General features: G+C 61.5%; 21 protein-coding genes. 5 read left to right on the top strand and 16 right to left on the bottom strand.

What is annotated here, in order from left to right; genetic code table 11:
- Positions 1-383 precede the first annotated feature (383 nt).
- The gene (locus AACX78_RS11485; protein WP_159166270.1) at positions 384-1,769 is read left to right on the top strand and encodes a tryptophanase; all 1,386 of its coding nucleotides are present in this window, start codon (positions 384-386) and stop codon (positions 1,767-1,769) included.
- Positions 1,770-1,866: 97 nt separating this feature from the next.
- On the opposite strand, the gene pbpG is transcribed toward AACX78_RS11485, so the two are convergent.
- From pbpG to AACX78_RS11555, 14 genes are all read right to left on the bottom strand, one after another.
- Positions 1,867-2,787, bottom strand: coding sequence for a D-alanyl-D-alanine endopeptidase (gene pbpG / locus AACX78_RS11490; protein WP_021138241.1), 921 nt, complete (start codon positions 2,785-2,787; stop codon positions 1,867-1,869).
- A 445-nt stretch (positions 2,788-3,232) separates the two neighbouring features.
- Positions 3,233-3,670, bottom strand: coding sequence for an NUDIX hydrolase (locus tag AACX78_RS11495; RefSeq protein WP_159166271.1), 438 nt, complete (start codon positions 3,668-3,670; stop codon positions 3,233-3,235).
- Positions 3,671-3,793: 123 nt separating this feature from the next.
- Positions 3,794-4,984 (bottom strand): heme lyase NrfEFG subunit NrfF, encoded by a 1,191-nt coding sequence (nrfF, locus tag AACX78_RS11500; RefSeq protein ID WP_159166272.1) that lies wholly within the window; start codon positions 4,982-4,984, stop codon positions 3,794-3,796.
- The gene (locus AACX78_RS11505; protein WP_159166273.1) at positions 4,981-5,550 is read right to left on the bottom strand and encodes a DsbE family thiol:disulfide interchange protein; all 570 of its coding nucleotides are present in this window, start codon (positions 5,548-5,550) and stop codon (positions 4,981-4,983) included. The genes nrfF and AACX78_RS11505 overlap by 4 nt, the downstream gene beginning before the upstream one ends.
- A complete protein-coding gene (nrfE, locus tag AACX78_RS11510; RefSeq protein ID WP_159166274.1) occupies positions 5,547-7,496 on the bottom strand; it encodes a heme lyase NrfEFG subunit NrfE in 1,950 nt (649 codons plus the stop codon). The genes AACX78_RS11505 and nrfE overlap by 4 nt, the downstream gene beginning before the upstream one ends.
- Before the next feature lie 266 nt (positions 7,497-7,762).
- The gene (gene nrfD / locus AACX78_RS11515; protein ID WP_201302840.1) at positions 7,763-8,713 is read right to left on the bottom strand and encodes a cytochrome c nitrite reductase subunit NrfD; all 951 of its coding nucleotides are present in this window, start codon (positions 8,711-8,713) and stop codon (positions 7,763-7,765) included.
- Between the two features lie 36 nt (positions 8,714-8,749).
- Positions 8,750-9,442: a 4Fe-4S dicluster domain-containing protein gene (locus AACX78_RS11520; protein WP_159166276.1), complete on the bottom strand. Its 693-nt coding sequence runs from the start codon at positions 9,440-9,442 to the stop codon at positions 8,750-8,752.
- On the bottom strand, positions 9,439-10,035 hold the full coding sequence (gene nrfB, locus AACX78_RS11525; protein ID WP_159166277.1) for a cytochrome c nitrite reductase pentaheme subunit: 597 nt from the start codon (positions 10,033-10,035) through the stop codon (positions 9,439-9,441). The genes AACX78_RS11520 and nrfB overlap by 4 nt, the downstream gene beginning before the upstream one ends.
- A 53-nt stretch (positions 10,036-10,088) precedes the next feature.
- On the bottom strand, positions 10,089-11,531 hold the full coding sequence (nrfA, locus tag AACX78_RS11530; protein WP_159166278.1) for an ammonia-forming nitrite reductase cytochrome c552 subunit: 1,443 nt from the start codon (positions 11,529-11,531) through the stop codon (positions 10,089-10,091).
- A gap of 668 nt (positions 11,532-12,199) precedes the next feature.
- Entirely contained in the window at positions 12,200-13,402 is a 1,203-nt protein-coding gene (gene glpC / locus AACX78_RS11535; RefSeq protein ID WP_159166279.1) for an anaerobic glycerol-3-phosphate dehydrogenase subunit GlpC, read from the bottom strand.
- A gap of 51 nt (positions 13,403-13,453) precedes the next feature.
- The gene (locus AACX78_RS11540) at positions 13,454-13,591 is read right to left on the bottom strand and encodes a hypothetical protein (RefSeq protein ID WP_159166280.1); all 138 of its coding nucleotides are present in this window, start codon (positions 13,589-13,591) and stop codon (positions 13,454-13,456) included.
- 1 nt (position 13,592) lies between these two features.
- Positions 13,593-14,870 carry a glycerol-3-phosphate dehydrogenase subunit GlpB gene (gene glpB, locus AACX78_RS11545; RefSeq protein WP_159166281.1) on the bottom strand — a complete coding sequence of 426 codons (1,278 nt, stop codon included), beginning with the start codon at positions 14,868-14,870 and terminating at the stop codon, positions 13,593-13,595.
- Positions 14,867-16,561 (bottom strand): anaerobic glycerol-3-phosphate dehydrogenase subunit A, encoded by a 1,695-nt coding sequence (gene glpA / locus AACX78_RS11550; RefSeq protein ID WP_159166282.1) that lies wholly within the window; start codon positions 16,559-16,561, stop codon positions 14,867-14,869. The genes glpB and glpA overlap by 4 nt, the downstream gene beginning before the upstream one ends.
- Positions 16,562-16,771: 210 nt before the next feature.
- Positions 16,772-17,227, bottom strand: a complete 456-nt coding sequence (locus AACX78_RS11555; protein ID WP_159166283.1) for a YchJ family protein — start codon at positions 17,225-17,227, stop codon at positions 16,772-16,774.
- A 130-nt stretch (positions 17,228-17,357) separates the two neighbouring features.
- On the opposite strand from AACX78_RS11555, the gene AACX78_RS11560 reads away from it, so the two are divergent.
- The 4 genes from AACX78_RS11560 to AACX78_RS11575 all read left to right on the top strand — a co-directional run bounded on the left by AACX78_RS11560 (position 17,358) and on the right by AACX78_RS11575 (position 22,588).
- Positions 17,358-19,025 (top strand): methyl-accepting chemotaxis protein, encoded by a 1,668-nt coding sequence (locus tag AACX78_RS11560; protein WP_159166284.1) that lies wholly within the window; start codon positions 17,358-17,360, stop codon positions 19,023-19,025.
- A 105-nt stretch (positions 19,026-19,130) separates the two neighbouring features.
- Complete coding sequence (locus tag AACX78_RS11565) at positions 19,131-20,342, top strand: ROK family transcriptional regulator (protein WP_159166285.1); 1,212 nt, start codon at positions 19,131-19,133, stop codon at positions 20,340-20,342.
- Positions 20,339-21,922: an ATP-binding protein gene (locus tag AACX78_RS11570; RefSeq protein ID WP_059113410.1), complete on the top strand. Its 1,584-nt coding sequence runs from the start codon at positions 20,339-20,341 to the stop codon at positions 21,920-21,922. The genes AACX78_RS11565 and AACX78_RS11570 overlap by 4 nt, the downstream gene beginning before the upstream one ends.
- Entirely contained in the window at positions 21,923-22,588 is a 666-nt protein-coding gene (locus AACX78_RS11575) for a response regulator (protein WP_159166286.1), read from the top strand.
- Between the two features lie 95 nt (positions 22,589-22,683).
- Here the strand turns inward: AACX78_RS11575 and AACX78_RS11580 are convergent, their stop codons facing one another.
- A complete protein-coding gene (locus AACX78_RS11580) occupies positions 22,684-24,216 on the bottom strand; it encodes a tripartite tricarboxylate transporter permease (RefSeq protein ID WP_159166287.1) in 1,533 nt (510 codons plus the stop codon).
- A gap of 9 nt (positions 24,217-24,225) precedes the next feature.
- The gene (locus AACX78_RS11585) at positions 24,226-24,687 is read right to left on the bottom strand and encodes a tripartite tricarboxylate transporter TctB family protein (protein WP_021138258.1); all 462 of its coding nucleotides are present in this window, start codon (positions 24,685-24,687) and stop codon (positions 24,226-24,228) included.
- Positions 24,688-24,715 lie beyond the last annotated feature (28 nt).

The following is a 24,715-nucleotide window of genomic DNA, read 5'->3' on the forward strand; positions in this document are numbered from 1 at the left end:
GCGGATCATCTACAACCCTGGCTTGCCGCGCACATGCGCACTTTGTGAGCAGGCGCACAGCGTGTCAGCGTACCCGTTGTCTGCGGGTTAACCAGCCGTTAACGTGGTGAGGCTGCCAGTTGGCAGCACTGCTTGGCAATCAAGATGGTTTGCCACCGACACAGTTTGCAACCAATACGGAGGGGAGTGATGCCTGTCATGACTGCTAGGCCCCGGGCAGCTTGCCTGCTCGCCCATTGGTATACCCGAGATCCCATTCTCACCTTCGATTTTCCTCACCGCTGACACCCGGCCATGCCTGGCGCGAGCCCAGCTCGCCTCTGACAACCTCTTGAACTTCAATGTGTCTGCAACACTGGCCTCGCGCCGGTGAGGAGTCTTATATGCGTCGTATACCCGAACCCTTTCGTATCAAGATGGTCGAGCCCATCAAACAGACCACTGGCGCCGAGCGCCGCGCCGCCCTTGAGGCCGCTGGCTGGAATCCCTTCCTGCTGCTGGCCGAAGATGTCTATATCGATCTGCTGACCGACAGCGGCACGGGCGCCATGTCCGATCGTCAGTGGGCCGGCATCATGATGGGGGATGAAGCCTATGCGGGCAGCCGCAACTTCGTTGAGCTGGAGCGTACCGTGCGTGAGTTGTTTGGCTACCAGCATGTGATGCCCACCCACCAGGGGCGCGGGGCTGAGCAGATCCTTTTCCCCGAGCTGGTCAAGCGCTGCAAGGGCAAGGCACCGGTCTTTATCTCCAACTACCACTTCGATACCACCAAGGCCCATGTAGAGTTGGCTGGGGCGCGGGCCATCAACCTGCTCACCCCGAAGGCCCTCGACACCACTGCGCCTTATGCCTGGAAAGGGGATTTCGATCTCGGTCGCCTGACCGACACCATAGAGACGCTGGGGGCCGACAATGTGGCCGGTGTCATCATCACTGTCACCTGCAACAGTGCTGGCGGTCAGCCGGTCTCCATGGGCAATATGCAGGCTGTTTCCGAGCTTGCACGTCGTCACCATATTCCTGTGGTGATCGATGCCGCCCGCTTTGCCGAAAACGCCTGGTTTATCAAGGAACGCGACCCGGATTACGCCAAGAGCAGCATCAAGGAGATAGTGCACCAGATGTTTGACCTGGGGGACATGTTCACCATGTCTGCCAAAAAGGACGGACTGGTCAATATCGGCGGTCTTTGCTGCTTCAAGGAGGATCTCGACCTGTTCCGCTCGGTGCAGGTGCGCTGCGTGGCGATGGAGGGGTTCGTTACCTACGGCGGTCTCGCCGGCCGTGACATGGCGGCGCTGGCCATTGGCCTGCGGGAAGGGATGGACGAGGAGTATCTGACCTATCGCATCGGTCAGGTGGCTTATCTCGGCGAGCGGCTGGCCGAGGCGGGCATCCCCATCCAGACGCCCACCGGCGGTCATGCGGTTTTTGTGGATGCCAAGAAGCTGCTGCCCCATATACCGGGGGAGCAGTTCCCGGCCCATGCCCTGGCCTGCGCGCTTTATCTGGAAGGGGGCGTGCGCGGGGTGGAGATAGGCTCACTGCTGCTGGGGCGCGATCCGGCCACCGGCAAGCAGGAGGCGGCGGACTTCGAGCTCTTGCGTCTCACCATTCCGCGCCGTGTCTATACCCGGGATCACATGGACTATGTGGCTGATTGCCTCATTGCGGTCAAGACGAGGGCCAGCGAGATCCGCGGTCTCACCTTCGACTATGAACCGCCGCTGCTGCGCCACTTCACAGCCCGGCTCAAGCCGGTCTAAACAGGGCCGGTTTCTTGACCGGCACCATTGGCCACGCAACAGCAAAGCCCCCGCACCAGTGGTGCGGGGGCTTTTTACATTTTGGGATGGACGCGGATTACTGGCTGCTGAACAACTTGGTCTGGGGGCTGGATTGAGCCGTCAGGCTGGTGCGACCCGAGCTCTCCAGCCAGGACTTGATACGCTTGGCATCCGCCACCCTGGCATTGGGGGTATCGGCATTGAGCAGCACCAGGATCACCGGTTCGCGGTTGATCTGGGTTGCCATCACCAGACAGCGACCCGCCTCGCGGATGTAGCCCGTCTTGGAGAGGGTGACCAGCCAGCTGCCTTCGCGCACCAGTCGGTTGGAGTTGAGATAGTGCAGCTGGCGCTTGCCATTGCGTACCATGCGCTGCTCTGTGGCGGAGTATTGCCGGATCAGCGGGTAGGCCGAAGCGGCCGCTACCAGCTTGGCCAGGTCATGGGCACTGGAGACATTGCGCGGATTGAGGCCAGTGCTGTCTGCAAACTGGGTGCTCCACATGCCAAGCATGCTGGCCTTGGCATTCATCGCTTCGATAAAGGCGCGTTGCCCCCCCGGGTAGTGTCTTGCCAGGGCCGAGGCGGCGCGGTTTTCCGACGACATCAAGGCAATATGCAGCATGTCGGCGCGGCTGAGGCGTGAACCTACCGCCAACCGTGAACCCGTGCCTTTGAGGCGATCCACGTCGGCCATGGTAACGGTGAGCGTCTCGGAGAGACGCTGATTGGCATCGAGCACTACCAGCGCCGTCATCAATTTGGTGATGGAGGCAATCGGCATCACACGGTTGGCGTTGCGCTCGGAGAGTACCTCGCCGGTGCGCGGGTTTGCGACCACGAAGGAGGCCGAACTCAGGGCCAGATCGCTGCGTTGTTCGAGAAAGCGAGTGGGGGAGGGAGATGCTGCTGAAAACGGGTTGGCCTGGACGCTCTCCATGCTGACGGGAACGAGGAAGGCACCGAGCAACAGGGTAAGAAAAGGGCGAATAATCATGATTTGACGCTTCCGTACGACTGACAGGGGTATTTGGCTAGTTATATGACGGTAATTGACGCTTCACAACGTTTAACGGCCCGATATTTCATTTTTATGGGGCCTTGCGCCTTGATATACCCACGTTCGGGTCTATATGGCGACCAGTTCCATGAAGTATCGAACCATGTATGGGTCTGATGGTCGTCAGAACCCGCTGTCATTGTGACGCGCTATGGTGGCGCACTATATGCCTGTTATGGCCATTCGTTACCACTTTTTTGTGCCCTGGAGGGGGCTGTCGCTCCCGACAGCCTGTTTATCACCCTGGCGCCGGGTAAACGGTACCAGCGGGCAACGCTCAACAGGCAGGCCGCTACTCGGAAAGGGGCGGTATCTCATCGTCGGAGTGGTGTGATGGCGCAGACGAGAAGAGCCCCCTCTGCGGTTACGAAGGGATAGTCACTTACATCAGTGCCGAGGGGCGGTTTTCGACAAAATAGTGCCAGATGTGGTCATAGAGCGCCTTCTGCCCGGGAAAGCTCACCAGCGCCTTGGCTTCGGTGAGCGAACACCAGCGATATTCGGTGTGCTCGTCGTTGAGGGTGACCGCTTGATTGGGTGGGCAATAGACCACAAAGACCGGCACCACCATCACGGTATTCGAGGCCGATTCGTAAAACTGCTCAAGGTATTCGCCGCTGTATAGCGCTGTGACGGCGATGCCTGTCTCTTCACCCATTTCGCGAATAATGGTCTGCCAGCCGGTTTCACCCGCCTCAACCGTGCCCGCCACATGGCACCAGAAGCCGCCCTTGACCCGTTTCATCAGCAGTATTTTAGCCTGGCCGTCGATTTCCGATAACGTCACACCGGAGACGGCGTGACAGCGGATAGGGATCATGGGGAAGGCTCCGGCGGTGGAATAAAGGGGCTCGTATTGTTTGTCCTTGATTGGCGTGATGGCAAGCCATTTCCTGTTGATATTGGCCTGGACAACAGGGTGAAGGATGGCTCCTCCAACCCGTCAGCCCCCCATCATTCTCGCCGTCTGGATCGCCTCAATCAGCGCCGCACGGTTGATACGGGGACGCTCGCTATCCAGCAATTGTTGCCACAGGTCGATGGCCTGGCGGTAGCGGCCGTGCAGGAAGTGATCGGAGGCGAGCAGCATCAGGGCGCTCACTTCCCCTTTATCCTGTTTGAGGGCGCTATCGAGCAAGTGGCGAGCCTCTGGGGTGATCTGCTGGCCTGCCTGGTAGTAGCGCACAGTCGCCTGGGCGGCCAGGGTGGCGGCACTGGCGCCCCCTTCAAGCAGGGCTAGGCGCTGATAGGCGAGCCAGGCGTTCTCGTATTCATCCCGATAGAGATAGAGTTGACCCAGCGCTGCCCAACTGTCGAGGTCTTGCGGGTTGCGCTGCAGGGTTTGATGCAGATCCCCCAGCTCCTTGTCCTGCAGATCCCGCGGACTCAGCCCCGCCAGCGGATCGGGGCGTGACTGATAAGCCTGCCATGCCTGATAGCGGCCGCTGCCGGCATAAAAGGCGGCGAGCCCGCCGACCATCACGATTCCGAGCAGCAGAAGGATGCCCTTGTGCTGCGTGTGGCTGCCGGAGTTGCCAGACCCGTGGGTCAGCCGCTCGCGCAGGGCCAGTTCCGCCGCCGGCGTGGCATTGTCAAGATTGGCTGCGGTCAGCTCCTGATAGAGGGGATGTTCTGGGGGGAGACAGGTCTGCTCCCTGAGCATGATCAGGCGATTCAACTCACTGCGCGGGTTGGCCGCTTGCCTGCTGGCAGAGCCGTTGAGCGGGACGGCCTGATCCCCTTTGGCCTTCAGACGGCGTCCCAGAGTGGTCAGCGCCAGTCCCAGCAGCAGGAAGGGACCGGCCCAGAGCAGCAGGGTGCTGGCCTTGAAGGGGGGATCGTAGCGCACGAAGTCGCCAAATCGGCTGGTCATGCGGGCGATGATCTGCTCGTCGCTTTGCCCCTCGTCCACCCAGCGGTAGACCTCGAGCCGCAGATCCCGGGCGATGGGGGAGTTGGACTCCACCAGGTTCTGGTTCTGGCATTGGGGGCAGCGCAGGGCGCGTGCGAGATCCTGGGCGCGGCTCTGTCGCTCCGGGTGCTGGAACTGATAGGTATCGACCCCGCTGGCCAGGACGCCCACGCTCATACCGAGTACAAGCAGCAGGGTGCAGAGGATGACAGGGGTCTTCATGGTTTGCCCTCCTGCCGGGTGGTCGTTGAGGATGTCAGGGTCGTGGCGCGGGCGGCCTTGAGCTTTGGCACAAACTGGCGCTGCCAGATATCGGCAGTCAGCTCGCCCGTGTGGCGGCTGAGCAGGGTGCCGTCGGCGGCAAACAGATAAGTCTCCGGCGTGCCGTAGACGCCGAGCTCCAGCGCCAACTTGCCGTCCGAGTCCGCCAGCACGGCGCGATAGGGGTTGCCTGCCTCACCAAGCCAGGCACGCGCCGCTTCGCCCTTGTCTCTGTAGTTGAGCCCATAGAGGGGAACCGTGCTGGCCAGCTCGGCGAGCAGCGGGTGCTCGGCGCGGCAGTTGGGGCACCAGCTGGCCCAGACGTTGAGTACAAAGGGCTCTCCCTTGAGCTGGTCGGTGTGGACAACCCCCCCATCCAGCAGGTTTTCGCTCTGCCACTGGGGCAGGGTACGCCCCAGGGTCGCCTCGTCCTGGCGGTAGGGATTGTTGGCAAGCCCCAGCCAAAGCAAGGTGCCGAGGCCCAGGGTCAGCAGCAAGGGGATAAAAAGGCGCAGGCGGGCGCTCATGGTGTCTCCTGTTCGCGCAGGGGCTGCGGGATCTTGGCTGGACGGGATGCCAGCAACGGCTTGCGCCCCAGCAAACGCAGTGCTCCCCCCGCCATCATCAGCATGCCCCCCAGCCAGATCCAGCGCACCAGCGGCTTGTAGTGAAGGCGCATGGCGTAGGCGTTCGGCCCTATCTTCTCGCCGAGCACCACGTAGAGATCCCCAAACAGCCCCCACGCGATGCCCGGTTCATTCATGTTCATGGTGCGCACGCTGTAGTGGCGCCGCTCCGGCATCAGCCGCGCCACCTCCTTGGCGCCTTTGTGCACGCTCAGCGTAATGCGCTCGGCTGTGTAGTTGGGGCCGAGCAGGGGCTCGCTCCCCTCATAGCGAAAGGTATAGGCGCCAAGCTGGTAGGGGCTGCCCGCTTTTAATACTGTGCCCCCCTCCTGGCTGTAGTGGCTCACCTGATTGATGCCAAGGGCACATATGGCGACTCCCAGGTGGGCGAGCAAACTCCCCAGCCGGTTGGCACTCAGGCCATGGGTCTTGAATGAGAAATTGAGCAGCAGGCTTGCCACCAGCCAGAGACTCAGCACGTTGGCGACAAGGCCAACCCAACTGAGGGCGCCAAGATCGCGATACCCCAGGCTGAGCAGGCCGCCCCCGAGCAGGCCGAGCAGAGGCGGCACTATCCGCTTGATGGGGGGGCTGGCCGCAAGACATTGCCAGCGCAGGCGCGGGATCTGGGTCATCAGTGCCATCAGCACCAGGGCCAGCGGCACGAAAACAGTGTTGAAATATGGCGCACCGACCGAGAGCGAGCCCAGGTGCAGGGACTGGAACACCATGGGGTAGAAGGTGCCGAGCAACACGCAGGCGCAGGCCACGCTGAACAACAGGATGGCGGCGCCCAAGAGTCCCTCTTTTGACCAGAAGCCGAAGCGGGCGTAGGGGGCGCGGGTATCTGCCCGCAGCGCAAACAAGGTGAGCGCCGTGGTCAATAACAGGCCGAGCAACAGCAAGAGGGTGAGGCCGCGATTGGGATCCACCGCGAAGGCGTGCACCGAGGTGAGTACGCCGGAGCGCACCACGAAGGTGCCGAGCAGGCTCAGGGCGAAGGTGAAGATGGAGAGCAGCAGCACGCCGTGGCCGTAAGCGCCGCGCTTCTCGCAGACGATGAGGGCATGCAGCAGGGCGGTGCCAAGCAGCCAGGGCAGCAGGGAGGCGTTTTCCACCGGATCCCAGAACCACCAGCCACCCCAGCCGAGCTCGTAATAGGCCCACCAGGAGCCGAGCAGGATACCGGCGGTGAGAAACACCCAGGAGCCCAGTGCCCAGGGTCTGCTCCAGTGGGCCACGGCGCCGTCCAGCTTGCCCGAGTGCAGCGCCGCCATGGCGAAGGCGAAGTTGACTGCAAAGCCCACGTAGCCGAGATAGAGCAGGGGCGGGTGAATGATGAGGCCGATGTCCTGCAACATGGGATTGAGATCGCGTCCCTCCAGGGGCCCAGGGAACTGCCGGTCAAACGGGCTGGAGAAGACAAGGGTATAGAGTCCAAACAGCCCCACTATCAGCCCCATGATGGCGAGCACCCGGGCACGGATCAGCGAGTCGACCCGCTGCGAACAGAGCGCCACCAGGGCGCCCCAGAGCGCCAGCGCAAACACGAAGAAGAGCATGGAGCCTTCATGGCCGCCCCAGACCGCCGCCAGCTTGAAGCCCATGGGCAGGGCGCTGTTGGCGTGCTGAGCCACATAGCTGACGGTAAAATCATCCCGGGCAAAGCAGCTGGCGAGCAGCAGCAGGGCAGCCCCCAGCAGGGCGGCATTGAGCAGTGCCAGCGGCTTGGCACAGCCCAGCAGAGGGGGCGATGCCAGCCTCAGGCCCAGCCAGGGCAAGGTGCCTTGCACCAGAGAGAGCGCCGTTGCCAGCAACAGTGAGAGATAGCCGAACTCCGCCAGCACACAACCTCCGGTTCCATCATGGGTTCATGTTATGCCCCAGCGTCCGCAGCAGGCGGGCGTTGGGGCATAACCAGAACATTCAAACATCCAGCAACAAACAAGCGCCAGTCGCCCAAGGCGGCTGGCGCTTGCGATCAGTTTCTCATACCACCGTCATCTGGCCGGCATACGAGGATGACGCAGCATCAGCCAGCAACCTGCCCATCAGGGTCATGCTGCAAGCCGACGTCGTATGGTCGCTTTTGCTACCCATCATGTATCTCCCTTTATACAACAGTCATTTGACCTGCATAGAGCACGAAGTAGCGCAGCAGCAGTATGCCCATCAGGGTCAGGCTGCACACCAGCACCAGATGACCGTTACGCTGGCGCATTTGTGCTGGTAGCAGGGAGAGCAACTGGGGCAGCAGCATGCCGATACCCACCACACCAAGCCAGAACACCTGGGCCCAGAAGCCGCTGCCGATGGCGGCCCACATGGCCACCTCCTTCTGGCCGCCACCGAAATAAAGACCGGTAAAGAAGCAGATCAGCAGCAGCACCTCCACCGCCAGTACGGGTCGCTCGAAGCGGTGCACAAAGCTCACCCCCTGGCTGTGGTGATCCTCCTTGAACAGGGTGACCGCCAGCAGGATGGTGGAGGCGATGCCTGAGCTGATGCCGGAGACCAGAAACAGCACAGGCAGCACAGGGTTGTTGAGCAGCGGATAGGTTTTGAGCGCCGAGAGCAAAAAGCCGGTATAGGCCCCCAGCAGCACGGCCAGCAGCAACAGCAGTGGCGCCAACAGTGTCTCGAGGCGGGCAAGCCAAGCAATCAGCCCATCGACAAAGGCGAACCTCTCCTTGAGCAGGCGACGGCGCACCGCCTCAATGTCGGCTCTGAACACCACCGCCAGCCAGGCAAACAGCACCGCCATGTAGAGCTGGAACAGCATGACCCCCATCGACATCACTGAGTCGAACTGGTAGTGGAACATCAGCTTCCAGAAGGTCCAGGGACGGGCCAGGTGGAAGATGAGGATCAAGAGCCCCAATATCACGCTTAGCGGCGCCAGAATGGCGGTCGCCTTGATGATGCCGCTCTCGCTGCCCGCCCCTTTGCGGCGCAACAACACCGAGAGGCTGGTGGCCCCGGCCGAGATGCCGAGCAGAAAGAGGTAGATGGCGATGGGCCAGTCCCAGACAAGGGAAGGAAAATGAAATGCGTCATGCCACATGGTCATTCCCTCCCTGGGTTACTGCCGCTTGCATGGTCATGGCGTTATCTCCCCTTTGGGCACGCGATACATCTTGGGCGAGGTGCCGAGCGCCTGCTTGTAGCGATAGGTGGTCTCCTTCACCAGCCGTTTGGCGATGGGGCTGTCCGGATCATCCAGATTGCCGAACACCAGCGCTCTGGTGGGGCAGGACTCCACGCAGGCCGGTTCCTTGCCCGCTGCCAGGTTGGTCTTGCGGCAAAAATCACACTTGTCCGCGACCCGGGTCACAGGGTTGATGAAACGCACCTGATAGGGGCAGGCGGCCAGACAATACATGCAACCGACACAGAGGTTCGGGTCCACATCGACGATGCCATCCTCCTTGCGGATATGGGAGGCGCCGGTCGGGCAGACATGCACGCAGGGGGCGTTGTCGCAGTGCTGGCAAGACTTGCGAAAGAAGTGGTACTCGGCATCGGGGAATGTGCCTATGGGGCCGGAGCGGATGATTTCGAGCCGCGAGACCCCTTCCGGCACCTGGTTCACCTCCCGGCAGGCATCCATGCAGGCGGTACAGCCGATGCAGGCCACCTCGTCATGGATCATGCCGTAGCGTACCCCATCTATGGTCTGGCTGTGGGCTAGGATGGCTGCCCCGGCGCGGGTGTTGGCACGAACAGTCCCCGTCATCATGATCAGCGCCCCCGCGCTCATGCCCGCCACAAAGTCACGACGAGAGCAGCTCATGGTGCCTCCTTGCTCACGCTCGCCTGCTGAGCGGTTGCCTTGGCCTCATGCTGCTTGCTGTGGCAATCGACGCAGAGCTTGATGCGGGACTTTTCCGGTATGCCCACCATGGGCTCCTTGGCCGGGTGCAGCGCATGGCAGCTGGTGCAGGTGAGCTTGGTGGCGTGCACGTCGTGGGCCCAGAGTGCCTCGCGCAATGGCTTGGGTTCGTGGCAGCTCATGCAGACCCCGTTCTGCTCGGCGATGGGGTAAGCCTCATCGCTCTGCTTGTCGTTGAAGCTGTCACTGAACCGCATCACGTCCTTGACCCCTTCCCTGTGCTGGGGGGAGGGCTGGCCGTGGCAGTTGGTGCAGGTGACCGGCGCCAGGTTGTTGGGGTTGGTTGCCTGGCCATGTTTGCCGTGCATGCCGCTTGCCTGCTCCTTGTGGCAGTCGGTGCAGGCCTTGTCGGGGCTGCGTAAAAATTCCACTTCATGCGTCGCGGGCATGGCGGCGGGCGCGCTTGCGGCGTCGCCCGCCTGTCCCTGCAGGCTGGTGAGCAGCATGGCTGCCATCAGCATCAGTCGTAAAAAATCCATTGTTAAATCACCCATAGGAAGCCTCCATCCGCTGCGGGCCCGACTTGGGGCCGGGCCCGCAGGCGCCGTTACTGTGCCAGCCGTCCGGCCGCCTTGGCCTCGGCATCCCAGGCGGGAACTGTGGTCTTGAGGAACTGGGCCTTGTCTGAGTTCATCTGTTTCATATCCATGCCAAGGGCAGCTTGCGCCTTCTCCTTGGTGGAGATGTCCGGCAGGGCGATCTCGTGGCTTATCCCCTTGGTTGCCAAGAGGCGAGCCAGTTTGGTGCGGGCATCGGCGGCTTTATCCAGAGCTGTGCCCAGCATGCGCAGTGCCACTTCCGGGGCGTGCATCTGCACCCCGTGGGAAGCGATGGAGAAGTCCCAGCGCCATTGGGCGTGACGGATGTCTTGCAGTATGTCTTTCATCTGCGCCTCGGTGGCGCCTGCATCCCAGGCCGCCTTGGCTTCGAAGTGGGCGTGCACCAGCTGCTTCTCGACCTTCAACTTGATCTCGGTCACCGCATCCTTGCGCTGCTGGACTATGCCTTGCAGCATCTCCTTGCTCTGGGTATGGCAGTTGCGGCAGGTCTGCTCGAAGCGATCGAAGGGGTTGCCCACCTTGTGATCCGTGTAGACCTTGCCCTGCTCGTTTTGCACCTTGGGCATGTGGCAGTCGACACAGGCGACGTTGTTCTGGCCGTGAATGCCGGCGCGCCAGGTCTCGTATTCGGGGTGCTGGGCTTTCAGCATGGGGGTCTTGGAGAGGGCGTGGGTCCAGTCGGCGAAGCCGATCTCGTCGTAGTACTGCTCCATCTGCTCAACCGTGGTGCCCTTGTCCCAGGGGAATTTCACCGCCTTGGTGGGGCCGCTGAAGTAGTACTCCACGTGGCACTGGCCACAGACCTGGGATTGTTGATCGAAACGACCCTGCTCCTTGAACGGCTTGCCGATGGCGGTCATGGCGCGGTCGGCATAGGGACGGGAGAGGTGCAGGGCGGGTTTGCCCTCCTTGAACTCTTTCGACGCCGTGTCGTGGCAGTCGGCGCAGCCTATGGTGTTGACTATTTCCGGGCCACCCTTGGCCCACATGCCCTTGAAGTAGCCATCTTCGCCTTTTTCATCGATGACGCGGGCCACATCCGGGCCTTTGCAGCTCCAGCAGGCCATGGGCAGGGGGCCATCCTCGGCGGTCTTGGGAGCGCCGGTGCGCAGGGTTTCCCGTACGTCGGTCAGGGCATAGAAATGGCCGCGGGGCTTGTTGTAATCCTTGGAGAAGGGATACCCCCCCCAGAGCACCACCATCTGCGGATCTTCGGCCAGGGCGTCGGTGCGCGTCGCGCTCTCGCTGGTCTCTTTCCAGCTGCTGAACTGGTCGACGTGATCCTTGGCGAACAGCTCGCTGCGTGCCTCTATCTTGCCCTTGGGGGTTGCCTCATCGGCCTGTGCCAAGCCGCTGGCGCCAAAGCAGGTGGTAAGCAGCAGGGCGGCGAGGCCCAGTCTGGTCAGTCTGTTGTGTGAACTCACGATCATCACTCCCGAATCGATCTCATTGCCAAGCCTGACCGTTCCATCCTGGATGTGGGCATCAGCCCCCGCACTAGGCAGGAGCAGGCAGGCCGATTAATTGTTATTAGTGAATAAAACCCATGTAATTATGCGATTGCTCGGGTTGGATATTACCAAATGGGTAAAATGGATGATGATTTATCAGGACTGAGCTTGCGCTAGATCAATTGCCTGGGGGAGCAAGTGCCGGAAATGAGATCCCGGTTAAATAATGAGAAAACTCAACTTATTGACGCGCTTTGCCAGCATGTCGTTGCGCCCTGTTGGCAATGTTGGTTGGTATGCCTGATGTGGCAAGGGTTGGCTTGAAATCGAGCATGTGACTTATCTATTTATGGGTATAGATTCGTCGGTGAATATTTATTCTGTATTTGGGTGGGTTTTGAACCCGGTGAGAGGCACAGGAGAACCAGATTCAATCATCTCGCCTCTGCCTGTCATTCGCGGCAGTTTATTCGCACCGGGTACGTTTGATGAACTTGCTGAAATGAAAGAGCCGGCATGGGCCGGCTCGTTGCGTGTCTGTCTGGGTGATCTGCGATCAGACCAGGGCCTGGGCCAGCAGATGGATGGGATGCTCACAGCGGGAAGTCGGAGTACTCATCTCTATATCCACCTGTCACTGTGCTCTCTTATGCCAGCGCCTGGGCAAGCAAGTGGATGGGATGTTCACAGCGAAACTCTGTGCTCATCTCGATCTGCCACTTGCAGGTCTCGCAGTCGGTGATGACCAGATCAGGCTTGAGGCGGTTTATCTGATCAAACAACCCTTCACCTATGGCCTGGCTGGTCTCGTAGTTCTCGGACTTGAAGCCATAGGTGCCGGCGATGCCACAGCACTGGGACTCCAGTACCGTCACCTTGACCCCGGGAATGGCGCGCAGCAATTCGAGGGTATAGATGACGCCCCCCATCTTCTCCATGTGGCAAGGGGTATGGTAGGCGATGTGCAGGTCCAGCGGCTTCATGGCCGGTTTGTTGCCCTTGTAAAACTCGTTCCACAGGAAGCGGGTCACCAGCGAGATGCGATCGCGCACCTTGTGATTGTCCTGCTCCAGCAGGTGGGGGTATTCGTCCCGCAGGGTGAAGCCGCAGGTGGAGGAGGTGGCCAGCAGCGGCATCTCGTTGCCCAGCAGCGTGTTCTCAAGCTGCCTGATGTTGAAGGCCGCCTGCTGCTTGGCCTTGTCCATGAAGCCGTTGGCAATCAGCGGTACGCCGCAGCACTTCTCCCGCTCCAGTAATTGCACGCCTATGTTCATGGCGTTGAGCACCTGCACCAGCTCCTTGCCGAGCTGCGGGTGGTTGTAGTTGACGTAGCAGCCGTGGAAGTAGGCGATCTGGCGCTCATATTGGGCCTGTGTGGCCTTCTGCTTCTTGTACCAGCCGCGGAAGGTGCCCTGGGAATATTTGGGCAGGTCACGATGGGAGGAAACCCCCAGCGCCTTGTCCAGCACCAGCTTCATGGGCTTGAGGCCGGTAGTGAAGTTGACCACGGGTGCCATCAGGGTGGACATGCTGCCCATCAGGTCGGTGTGTGAGAGCACGAACTCGCGGATCCCGGGTTTGAAGCCGCTGTACTTGTCTTTGGCCTTGGCGATGATGTCGCCGATGCGCACGCCGCTCGGGCAGGCGACTTCACAGCGCTTGCAGTTGGTACAGTATTTGAGGGCGCTGTCGAACAGCTCCGGGCTCTTGATCCGCAGCCGCTCCCCATCCGGGCCCGCCTGTTTGGGGCCGGGGTAGGCAGGATTGGCCTTGGCCACAGGGCAGTAGGCGGTGCAGACGGTGCATTTGATGCACTGATCGAAGGTTTGGTTGGCGTGATCCAGTAGCATGTCAGTTCTCCTCCCGGCGATGATGAAGATACGGGATATGGGACGAAGTAATCATTGGGCCGCGCCCAGAATATGGCCGGCGGCTTGCCAGCCGGTGGCAACGGCGACACCGGAGCCGGAACCTTCACGGGATTGGGCATCGTAGTGGGCCAGCACGTTGTGTTGTGCGAATGAAGGTGTGTGGCTCATCTCACACCCCCGCCAGAATATGGCCGGCTGCTTGCCAGCCGGTGGCAACGGCGACACCGGAGCCGGAGCCTTCGCGGATGGGGTCATAGTGAGCCAGCACGCTGCCCGCGCCATAGAGGTTGGTGAGCGGTTTGCCGCCGCGCATCACTCTGAGCTTGTCGTCGGTCTTGACCCCGAAGCCCATGAAGGGGTGGTGGTCGAACAGGCGGCGACCGGCCCAGGCATCGCGCTCCTCCAGACTCAGTACATCGGCGTCGAAGATGGGCTCGCGAATGCCGCGCAGACGGGATTCGAGGCCGCGGCTGAAGAAGCTGCCGGAGGCGAGCACGAAATGATCTGCTTCAAACAGCTGATCGTCGCCGTTCTGGCTGTGCACACCGAGCACCTTGTCTCCCTCGTAACGGGCGCCAAGCACCCGCTCGCTGGTGAGGAAGGTACCGCCCAGGGCCTGGAAGCGACGCTTGAGCGTCTCTTGCATACGCATGCCGATGAGTGACGGCGGCATGGTCGCCACTTCCTTGATGGTGCAGCCGGTGCGTTTTTCCAGTTCCGCCAGACGGGGGCCGACCAGCCCCAGTGACAGGCAGGCGGGCAGCACCACATGGCGGCAGCCGGGATCGCTGCTCTCGTGCACCATGCGGCAGATTTCGCGGGCCAGATCTGCCAGCAGATCGGGCTGGTCGCCCTTTTGCTTGTCAAACAGGCGGGCTATGTCGGCGGAGCGAAACTCGTGGGGATTGCGGCTGAACTCGGCTAGCTGGGGCAGGCGAATTTCCCCTGTCATGATGCGACAGTGGGCGAAGCGGGGGTGAGTCGCCAGATTGGCGGCCGCGAGCGCCGGGTGAAAGTCGCGAAACCCTTCCAGGGTCGCCAGCAAGATGGCATCGGGAGCCGGCGTATCCGTCTGGCAGGCGCAGGTGTGGGGCGACAGCCAGGTGGATTTCAGGGTGCCGATGGGGGTCAGCCGCTGGTGGTTGGTCTCCTGGCGAAACAGGGGCAGCCCCTGCTCGTGGCAGTGGCGCTGCAGATCCGCAAGGCTCGCCTCTATGTTGGTCAGGCCTACTTTGCTGTAAGGGTGATCCGGGTGCTCCGCCATGAAGGCGGGCAGGGCGGCGCGGGGATCCCCCTCGCTCTCCAGCAGGTCGATGGAGCCGGAAGAGAAGTGCAGGGCACTCTGGCCAGAGGCCATCAGCAGTGTCTTCTGACCCGCTTCGGCGAGGCGCAGCGCCGCCGAGAGACCCGCCATGCCGCCACCTATCACGATACTGTCGAATTTCATGACTGCACTCCTTGAGTCAATGGGGCCTGGTTGTGATCCTCTGTCCTGGTCACAGGGTCGAGGGGAAAGGGGGGCTCGGCCACCAGATGGGGCGCCGTCCACTCTCCCAGACCAAACAGCCCTTCGTAGATCCAGTAGGTAAACTCCGCTTCCCTCAGGGCATCACCCCACAGCACGGGGCGGGTACCCTTGTAACGCTCCTCCAGGAACTGGCGCAACATGACGCAGGCCTCGCGGCCATCGGCCTTGCCATACTCCTGCATCAGGCCGGCGGCCCGGTAGGCGCACAGCTCTCCCTGACAGGGGCCCATGCCGAGGCGCGTGCGGCGGCGCAGATCCACCAGGTTGTCCACGTCCAGCTCCCGCAGGGCGTATTCGATTTCGCCGGCTGTCACCATCTCGCATTCGCAGATGAGGGCGTTTGCCTTGGGGTTGTCACGAAAGAAGGCGATGACCCGCTCGCCGTGGCGATACTGGGCCGAGCCTTCTGCCGGGGCCGACAGACCGGGGGCGGAGACTTTCTCCGGATCCCGCGAGCCGGGCAGGCTGAGTTCGGCGGTGCGGCACGGCTTGGTGATGCCTATCTTCCTGGCGATAAGGTCGGTGGCCCACTCGGCCATCAGCCGGTAGGTCATCAGCTTGCCACCGGTGATGGTGTTGAAGCCCTGTAGCCCGTCGCGCTCGGCGTGATCCAGCAGCACTATGCCGCGGCTGATGTTGCGGCCGGTCTCGTCGCCATCCACCGCCACCAGGGGGCGAACCCCGGCGTAGGCGCGCAGCAGACGGGTGCGGGCCATGATGGGGGCGAGCTTGATCCCCTCACGCAGCAGCACCTCCACCTCGTCCGGATCCACGGTGAGCTGATCAATCTTGTGATAGTCGATGCGGCTTGAGGTGGTGCCGATGAGGGAGATGGTATCGCCAGGCACCAGTATGTCCGCATCCGCAGGTTTGCGAGCGCGGTTGAGCACCATCTGGTTGATGCGGTAATCCATGATGAGCAACGAACCCTTGGCCGGGAACATGCGGATGCCGAGATCGGCGTACTCGCAGATCTGTTGGCCCCAGATCCCGGCAGCGTTCACCACCTCCTGGGCCTCCACTTCGAAGGCTTCACCGGTGCGGGTGTTGATGGCCTTGACGCCATAGACCCTGTCCTGATTGCGCAGCAGCCCCAGCACCTTGCTGTGGGTGAAAATACGCGCGCCGTGTTCCTTGGCATCCAGTACGTTGGCGGCGGCGAGGCGGAAAGGATCCACAGTGCCGTCCGGTACTTGAATAGCCCCTATCAGGGCCGGGTTGACGTTGGGCTCGAGGCGCAGCGCATCGGCCGGATCCAGCTGGCGTGTATCTATACCCGCCAGGGCGCAGGCATCCATAAAGGTTTTTTGAAAATGGATGTCATCTTCCGGCAGGGTGACGAAGAGGCCGCCCGTGTCCTCGACGCAGTGACTGGCTATCCGCTTGAGGATGCGGTTTTCCTGAATGCACTCGCGGGCGGATTCCGGATCCGTCACCGCATAGCGGGCGCCCGAGTGGAGCAGGCCGTGGTTGCGACCCGTGGTGCCGGCGGCGATGTCATCGCGCTCCAGCAGGATGCAGTCGATGCCACGCAGTGCGCAATCGCGCATGATGCCGGCTCCGGTTGCGCCACCCCCTATGATGACGACTTGTGTGGTTATTCTTTTCATTCTTGCCCGTCTCATCTCTTCCAGATGGGAACAGTGTCCCTTACTCATGGGATGAAATGTTTGATATGGGCCAAATTAATGTTCGTAAACGCGCATAAATGACAAGGATATGAGCATTATGTGACCGGAGTCACAAGAGACAGCCGCAGGCGTCACCGGCGAACAAAGAAAAAGGGCGCCGAGCGCCCCAAAAGCTGGATGGTCGAGCTTTTAACCGCAGCACTTCTTGAACTTTTTGCCGCTGCCACAGGGGCAGGGGGCGTTGCGCTCTGCCTGCAGCGGTGCCGGATCCTGCTCGCCATCGGCATAGACCCAGCGCCCCTGATGGCGCACGAAGCGGGAACGCTCATGCAGGCAGTGGCGTTCATCTCCCTCCCGGAACCAGGCCTTGAATTCCACCATGCCGGTGTCGTCCAGCGGACCACCCTGAGCGGCGAGGATATCCAACCCGTCCCAGCGGGTGTCGGTCTGGGAGAGTTGATCTGCCGTCAACCCACCCAGATGATCAGGGTGCCAGCTGTGTACCAGATAGTCGCCCAGCCCCAGCACGAAGGCACTGTAACGGGAGCGCATCAGCTGCTCCGGTGTGCGGGCCTCGGCCCCCTTGTGCAGTGATCCACAGCACAGTTCGAGAGAAAGAGTGGAACCGCAAGGACATTTGTTCATGTGTCAGCCCATCAGGGTCGATAGATAAAGGTGCGGGGATTGTAGCGAAAGCGGGTCCCCGTCGACCAGCGTCCTATACTGGTCAGGTAGGAACGGAACACCAATAAAAACAGCAGCAAGGATGTGAAAAATGACGCTAAAACAGAAAATTCTGTTGTTGGGAGCCGTCCCCGTGCTCCTGATGGCTCTGGTCGTCAACCTCAGCAATTACATGATCTCCAAGAGCGATCTTGAAGCCGATCTGATCGTTGCGCGGGAGAATGCGATCAAGGAGCGCAAGGCGCTGCTCAGCAGCTATCTGATGCTCGCCAAGACGGCTGTTGACACTGTCTACAATCAGCCAGATACCCCGGAAGTGCGCAAGCAGGTCGCCGAAATATTGCGGCCGCTGCGCTACAGCAGCGATGGCTATTTCTTCGTTTACGACTTTCAGGGCAATACCGTCTTGTTGCCGACCCGCCCCGAGATGGAGGGCAAGAACCGTTGGCAGGACAAGGATGCCAAGGGCAAGCTGCTGATCCAGGAGATCGTCAAAGCCGCCCGTCAGGGAGATGGTTTCTCCGAATACTGGACTGCCAAGCCTTCTATCGGGCGGGATGCGCCCAAGCTCTCCTTCAACCTGGTGCTCGACAAATATGAGTGGATTATCGGCACCGGCTTTTATATCGACGACATCGACAACGAGCTGGCGGCGCTGCGCACCGAGCGCGAGAACAACATGCACGGCTCCCTGCAGAGCAGTGTGCTGCTGATCCTGGTGATACTGGGCATCACACTGGTGGCGACAGTGGTGATAGGCAACCGGGTTACCCGGCCGCTGGCAGATGCGGTTCAGGCACTTAATGACATCGCAGACGGTGAAGGGGATTTGACCCAGCGCCTCAAGGTGCAGAGCAATGATGAAATTGGCCAGCTGGCCACGGCGTTCAACCGCTTCGTCGAGCGGATCCAGTCGGTGGTGAGCCAAGTGGGGGAAACCAGCAACCATCTGTTAAGTGCCGTGGAGAAGTTGCACAGCTTGAGCGAACACTATGATCATCAGATGCAGGGCCACAGCAGAGAGACGGATCAGGTGGTCACTGCCGTGACCGAGATGAGCTCCACCGCGCAGGAAGTGGCGGCCAGTGCCTCCAACGCGGCGACGGCCACCAGCGACGCGGCACGGGAGTCCGACGCTGCCCGTGGCGTGGTGGGCACCGCCATCAACAGCATCAACCGGCTGGTGGGGGAAGTGCATACCGCCTCCGGGGTCATCGAGCAGCTAGCCCATGAAACCGGCAAGATTGGCTCTGTGGTGGAGGTCATTCGCGGCATTGCAGAGCAGACCAACCTGCTGGCGCTCAACGCCGCCATCGAAGCGGCCCGGGCCGGTGAGCAGGGGCGCGGCTTTGCGGTCGTTGCGGACGAAGTGCGCTCCCTGGCGGGCCGAACCCAGCAGAGCACCAAGGAGATCAACGAGATGCTTCAACGGCTGCAAAGTGGCGTCAAACAGGCGGTAGACGTGATGCAGGCCAGCGAGGAGCGCAGCCAGGAGACGGTACAGGAGGCAAGCCATATCGCCACCTCTCTCGACAGCATGGTGATGGCGGTCAGCACCATCAACGACATGAATATCCAGATTGCCACCGCCGCCGAGGAGCAGCATGCGGTGTCAGAAGAGATCAACAAGAACCTGGTGGCTATCCAGCAGATCGTCAGCGAGCTGACCGATGCGGCTGTGGAGTCCAACAGCACCACCCGCGACCTGGCCAGCACGGGTGACAAATTGCGTAAACTCGTCTCCCAATTCCGTTATTGATCGCATTTTTGCCGTCTGGACGTCATTTCCAGACGGCAAATTTGGGGATCGGCAGAGAATGTGGGAAAATTGCAGCCATCCGTTCCTTTCGTTAACCCGTACCCTATGAATGAGATCGTGAAAGGCAGTATCGATTTGATCCGTCAGCTCAACTATGGCCTGGTCTACGCCAGCCTGGAGGAGCACAAGGAGCTGTCCCGTACCGATCTGTCCCGTTTGACCGGCCTCTCTCCGGCCAGCATCACCAAGATCACCCGTGAACTGCTTGATGGCGGTCTGGTGGTGACCTGTGGCGAAAGCTCGGTGGGGCGTGGTCGCCGTCAGACCCTGCTGCGCATCAACGAACGCCGCTTCCAGTTTCTCTCCATGCGCCTCGGTCGTGGCTATGTGGACATGGCCCTGTTCGATCTGGCCGGTCGCTCTCTCGCCCGTCATCGTCATACTTTCAGCGAAGCGGAACGCGCTGATCTGCTGGCCAGTCTGGTGCGAGCCATTGAGGGTTTCCTGCCAAAGAAGGCGTTGCGCCTTGCCTGTATCGCCCTCTGTCTGCCCGGGCAGGTGGAGCGTCACTCCGGCATGGTGAAACACTTCCCCTTCTATGATCTGCGCAACTGGCCACTTGGTCCGACCCTGCAACAGGCGTTCGCGGTGCCCGTGCTGGTCAGTGGCGACGTGCGCACCTGGATCCAGGCCGAGCGTGAGTGGGGTGCCGCCAAAAATTGTGCCGATGCTGTGCTGGTGTTCGTCCACAACGACATAGGGGTCGGCATGGTGGTCAATGGTCAGCTCATCGAGAGTGAGTCGGCCCTGCTCGGCGATCTCAGCCACCTGCAGCTCGAACCCTATGGTCAGCGCTGCTACTGCGGCGGCTTTGGCTGCGCCTGTACCCTGGTGACCAATCAGGCGCTGGAGGCGCAATATCGGGAACTGCGCGAGCGCATGCAGGAGTATGACTTGCCGGAAACTGTCACCATCCGCGAGTTGTGCGAACTGGCGCTGGCGGGCAACAGCCTGTGTCAGGACATTCTCCATCAGGCGGCCGGTCGTCTCTCCCGGGTGCTCTCCAACCTCATCTGTCTGCTCAACCCGGGCAAGCTGCTGCTGGGGGGGGAAATAACCCGCGCCGATCGGCTGTTGTTCCCCATGCTGCACCAGTCCCTGGCCAGCCAGTTGCCAGCCGAATACCTGGTGCGGCTGCAGATAGAATCCACCCATTTCTACGAAGATCCCACCAAACCCACCTCGGTACAGGTGCACAAGGCCCTGCGCGATGGCAGTCTGCTGCTCGACTTGTTGCGAGGCGACAAGGAGGCATGACGCTCGGGTTGCAAGGACGCTTCCTGCTCATGCTCTGTCTGGTCAGTCTGCTGCAACTGGTGTTGCTGAGCGGGGCCAGTTACTACTACGTCTCCGAGCAGCGCTACCAGGAGGTAGGTGATCAGGCCCTTGACGTGGCGCGACTGGTGGCCCGTGAGCCCGGCGTCATTGCCGGGGTAAAGCGGGGCGACACCGCCCGGCTCAATGTGCTGGTTGAGCAGATCCGCGCCGAAGTCGGCGCCAGTTATATTGTCATCGGTGACAGCGAGGCGCGGCGGCTGGTGCACCCCAATGCGGATCGTATCGGCAAGCCCATGGTGGGGGACGATCCTGCCCGAGCCCTGCAAGGAGAGGCCTATATTTCCCGTGCCCAGGGGTCGCTCGGTGTCTCGGTGCGTGGCAAGGGGCCGATCCGCAACGAGATGGGACAGGTCATCGGCGTGGTGTCGGTCGGTTATCTGGTGCGCGACATAGATGCAGACCTGCAGGATTTTTTGCGCTTCGGTCTGGGGATGACCCTGATTATCGTCTTGCTCAACAGCGCTGCTGCCGCCTGGCTGGCGCGGCGCTACAAGCGGGCGATTCTCGGGTTCGAACCCGAGCAGATCGGGCGCCTCTATGCCGAGCTGGATTGCACCCTGCGCACCGTACGCGAGGGGATCCTCACCATAGATGAGCAAGGCCGACTTACCTCCCTCAACCCGAACGGCATCCGGCTGCTGCGCCTCGATGAGCAGGCTGCCAGGGCGGCCATCGGCCAACCCGTCACCCAACTGTTGCCTGAAAGCCGCATGCTCTCCCTCATTCAGGATCCGCGCCCCCAGTATGACGAAGAGATAGTGCTCAATGGCCAGCAGCTCATCGTCAACCGGCTGCCGCTGGTGCGGGACGGCAAGCTGATCGGCGCCGTGTCGAGTTTTCGGCGCAAGGATGAGCTGGCCGAGCTCAGCGCCCAGCTCTCCCAGGTACAGGCATACAGTGACCTGTTGCGGGTACAGACCCACGAACACAACAACCAGCTCGGCACCATAGCCGGCATGATAGAACTGGGTGCTACCCAGGAGGCGCTCGCCTTCATCGGGCGGGAAGCCGCTACCGAACAAACCTTGCTCAGCTTCCTGATGGGGGCCATTGCCAAGCCCAAGGTGGCAGGGCTACTGCTTGGCAAGTATCACAGGGCCCATGAGTTGGGGTTGGTACTGGTGGTGGACCCAGACGCCCGTCTGCACGACATTCCCCTTCGTGTGAGCGGCTCCCAGCTGGTGACACTGCTGGGCAATCTCATCGACAATGCCTTCGAGGCGACCCGTCGCCACGGCGCGCCTTACCAGCCGATCCGGGTCTCGTTGAGCGATCTTGGCCAGGATCTCATCCTGGAGGTGGAGGATGGGGCGGGTGGTATAGACCCTGCCCTGGCGGACAGGTTGTTCGAGCGCGGGGTCAGCAGCAAGGTAGAGCCCGGTCACGGTATCGGGCTGGCGCTGGTGCGCAAGACGCTGGATGCCCTGCAGGGGACCATCACCATCGAAGCCACGACGCAGGGAAGTTGCGTCGTTTGTTACATTCCCAAGGAGGTGTGAGTGATAAAGATCCTGATCGTCGAAGATGATCCGGCCATCGCCGAGATCCACCGTCGCTTTGTGCAGCGGCTGGCGGGCTTCGAGGTGTTGGGGGTGGCGCTCACCCTGTTCGATGCCAGAGAGCAGATAGACATTCTCAAACCCGATCTGGTGCTGCTGGATGTGTGGCTGCCCGATGGTGAGGGCTTTACCCTGCTGCGTGAGCTGCGTCAGGCCGGAGCCAGCCTGGATGTCATCCTGCTCACTGCCGCCCGTGAGGCCAACGCCTTGCAGGAGGCGATGCGGCTCGGGGTGGTTGACTTCATCCTCAAACCCGTGGTGTTCGAACGGCTGCGCGATACCCTTGATAACTATTGTCAGAGCCGTGCCGCGCTGGCGGCGCTGGCCGACATCGATCAGCAGGCGGTGGATGCCCTTTTCGGTACTCCGCTGCAGCAGGTGGCGGCCGGCGGCCTGCCCAAGGGGATAGATGCGCTCACCCTGCAACGGGTATTGGCGGTGCTGACGGGGGTGGGAGCCAGTGCCGAGGAGATAGGCAACCGGGTGGGGGTGAGCCGTACCACGGCGCGCCGTTATCTGGAGTTTCTGGTGGGCCAGCAATTGGCGAGCCCTGAGTTGGAATACGGCACCGTCGGGCGGCCGGAGCGGCGCTACCGTCAATGCTGACGCGCCAACACTGACGTGCCAATATCTTGTGTTCGTCCTTGATGTCATAAAAAGAGCGCCTTTTGGCGCTCTCTTTCATTGCGGGTTCATGGAGATCAGGTCAGCTCCGAGTGCAGCGTCTCCACAGGCGCCCTGCGCGCTTGCCACCACCGCCACACCGGCAACAGCAGCATCATCAGGGTCACCAGCGTGAAGCCGAGGGTGATGGGGCGCTCCCACAGAAAACTCAAGGAGCCGTCGTTGATGACCAGGGCGCGGCGCAGGTTGTCTTCCAGCATGCCACCCAGAATGAAGCCGAGCAGCATGGGGGCCATGGGGAAGTTGAGCAGGCGCAGGCCGATGGCGATCAGCGCCACCAGTGCCATCGCATGAATGTCCATGGTATTGAAGGAGACCAGATAGACGCCGGTCAGAGAGAACAGCAGTACCATGGGAATGAGCACGGGGCGCGGCACTGCCAGTACCCTTGCCAGGTAAGGAATAAGCGGCAGGTTGAGCACCAGCAGGACCACGTTGCCCAGATACATGGAGATGATCACCGACCAGAACACCTCTGGGTGTTCCATGAAAAGGCGAGGGCCCGGCTGGATGCCGTAGGCAACCAGGGCCCCCAGGATCAGCGCCGTGGTACCGGACCCCGGGATCCCCAGGGTCAGCAGTGGCACGAAGGAGCCGGTGGAAGCGGCATTGTTGGCGGCTTCCGGTGCTGCCAGGCCGCGCAGACTGCCCTTGCCGAACTGATCCTGATGTTGCTTGCCGGCGATGTTGCGCTCGGCACCATAGGCCATGAAGGCCGCTATGGTGGCACCGGCCCCCGGCAAGACGCCGATCAGGAAACCGAGTACGGAGGAGCGGGCAATGGGCGGTGCTATCTCGCGTATCTCTTCCCGACTCAGCTTAAGGCTGCCCAGATGCTTCATCTGCCGAGCCTCTTCCTCGCTATTGTCCTTGCCCGGACGCAGGACCGTCATCAGTATCTCTGCCAGGGCGAAGGTGGCCATGGCCAGCAGCAGGAAGGAGAAGCCATCGCGCAAATCCGGCAGGCCGAAGGTGAATCTGTCCACCCCGACGCTGCGGTCGATGCCGATGGTGGAGATCATGATGCCAAACAACGCCATGATCAGCGCTTTGAGTACCTGTCCCTTGCCGGCAAAGGCAGCCACGGCCGACAGACCCAGCACCATGAGGGCGAAATAGTCTGCCGACTGGAAGGAGAGGGAGACCTTGGCGAGCAGCGGCGCCGCCACCATCAGCATGATGGCCGACAGAGTGCCACCAGTGAAGGAGGCGTAGGCGGCGATAGCCAGCGCTTTGCCCGCCTGGCCCTTGCACGCAAGGGGGTAGCCGTCAAAGGCGGTCACCACTGTGGCCGAGCAGCCGGGGGCGTTGATCAGGATGGAGGAGGTAGAGCCGCCAAAGATGGCGCCGTAATAGACGCCGGCCATCAATATGATGCCGGAGGCTGGATCCAGCCCGTAGGTGATGGGGATCATCAGGGCGATGGCAGTGACCGGGCCCAGACCCGGCAGCATGCCGATAAAGGTGCCGACGAAGCAGCCGAGCACCACCATCATGAGGTTGACTGGCAGCAGTGCTGTGCCGAGTCCTTGCAAGATTCCGTCTAACATGGTGATTCCTTAAAACCCGAGCAGGGTAAACAGACGACCCGGCTCCAGATAGACATTGAGTCCCTTGGTGAGCAGTGCCCAGAAACCGATGGAAAAGGGGACGCTGATCATCAGGCCATAGCGCAGGCTGGGCTCACCCAATACCCGTATGCCCACGGTCAGGAAGGCGATGGTGGAGAGCACGAAGCCAAACCAGGTCAATCCCAGACCATAGATGACCATGAGTCCGAGCAGGATAAAGACCCGGCGCCAGTCACCGGATTCCCTGCGCAGTGGCTCGCCGCCCGGGGAGAGAACCAGCAGCAGGGAGAACAGGGCACCCAGCCCGGCCAGGGCATAGGGCAGGGTGCTGGCGGTGAAGGGTTCATATTCGTCACCGGGGTAACCGGGGATCTTGGTGGCGTAATAGCCATAGGCGATGGAGAGCAGCAAAAACAGCAGGCCTCCCAGTCGCTCCTTGGTGATATTCATGTCTGTCTCTCCAGCATGGACGGCGGGC

Source organism: Aeromonas sp. 9A, assembly GCF_963900955.1.
GTDB lineage: Bacteria > Pseudomonadota > Gammaproteobacteria > Enterobacterales > Aeromonadaceae > Aeromonas > Aeromonas salmonicida.

Bases quoted from the DNA above. Each gene is read 5' to 3' on its own strand.
- AACX78_RS11485 (WP_159166270.1), top strand. From the start codon at position 384: ATGCGTCGTATACCCGAACCCTTTCGTATCAAGATGGTCGAGCCCATC.
- pbpG (WP_021138241.1), bottom strand. From the start codon at position 2,787: ATGATTATTCGCCCTTTTCTTACCCTGTTGCTCGGTGCCTTCCTCGTT.
- AACX78_RS11495 (WP_159166271.1), bottom strand. From the start codon at position 3,670: ATGATCCCTATCCGCTGTCACGCCGTCTCCGGTGTGACGTTATCGGAA.
- nrfF (WP_159166272.1), bottom strand. From the start codon at position 4,984: ATGAAGACCCCTGTCATCCTCTGCACCCTGCTGCTTGTACTCGGTATG.
- AACX78_RS11505 (WP_159166273.1), bottom strand. From the start codon at position 5,550: ATGAGCGCCCGCCTGCGCCTTTTTATCCCCTTGCTGCTGACCCTGGGC.
- nrfD (WP_201302840.1), bottom strand. From the start codon at position 8,713: ATGTGGCATGACGCATTTCATTTTCCTTCCCTTGTCTGGGACTGGCCC.
- AACX78_RS11520 (WP_159166276.1), bottom strand. From the start codon at position 9,442: ATGAGCTGCTCTCGTCGTGACTTTGTGGCGGGCATGAGCGCGGGGGCG.
- nrfB (WP_159166277.1), bottom strand. From the start codon at position 10,035: ATGGGTGATTTAACAATGGATTTTTTACGACTGATGCTGATGGCAGCC.
- nrfA (WP_159166278.1), bottom strand. From the start codon at position 11,531: ATGATCGTGAGTTCACACAACAGACTGACCAGACTGGGCCTCGCCGCC.
- glpC (WP_159166279.1), bottom strand. From the start codon at position 13,402: ATGCTACTGGATCACGCCAACCAAACCTTCGATCAGTGCATCAAATGC.
- AACX78_RS11540 (WP_159166280.1), bottom strand. From the start codon at position 13,591: ATGAGCCACACACCTTCATTCGCACAACACAACGTGCTGGCCCACTAC.
- glpB (WP_159166281.1), bottom strand. From the start codon at position 14,870: ATGAAATTCGACAGTATCGTGATAGGTGGCGGCATGGCGGGTCTCTCG.
- glpA (WP_159166282.1), bottom strand. From the start codon at position 16,561: ATGAAAAGAATAACCACACAAGTCGTCATCATAGGGGGTGGCGCAACC.
- AACX78_RS11555 (WP_159166283.1), bottom strand. From the start codon at position 17,227: ATGAACAAATGTCCTTGCGGTTCCACTCTTTCTCTCGAACTGTGCTGT.
- AACX78_RS11560 (WP_159166284.1), top strand. From the start codon at position 17,358: ATGACGCTAAAACAGAAAATTCTGTTGTTGGGAGCCGTCCCCGTGCTC.
- AACX78_RS11565 (WP_159166285.1), top strand. From the start codon at position 19,131: ATGAATGAGATCGTGAAAGGCAGTATCGATTTGATCCGTCAGCTCAAC.
- AACX78_RS11570 (WP_059113410.1), top strand. From the start codon at position 20,339: ATGACGCTCGGGTTGCAAGGACGCTTCCTGCTCATGCTCTGTCTGGTC.
- AACX78_RS11580 (WP_159166287.1), bottom strand. From the start codon at position 24,216: ATGTTAGACGGAATCTTGCAAGGACTCGGCACAGCACTGCTGCCAGTC.
- AACX78_RS11585 (WP_021138258.1), bottom strand. From the start codon at position 24,687: ATGAATATCACCAAGGAGCGACTGGGAGGCCTGCTGTTTTTGCTGCTC.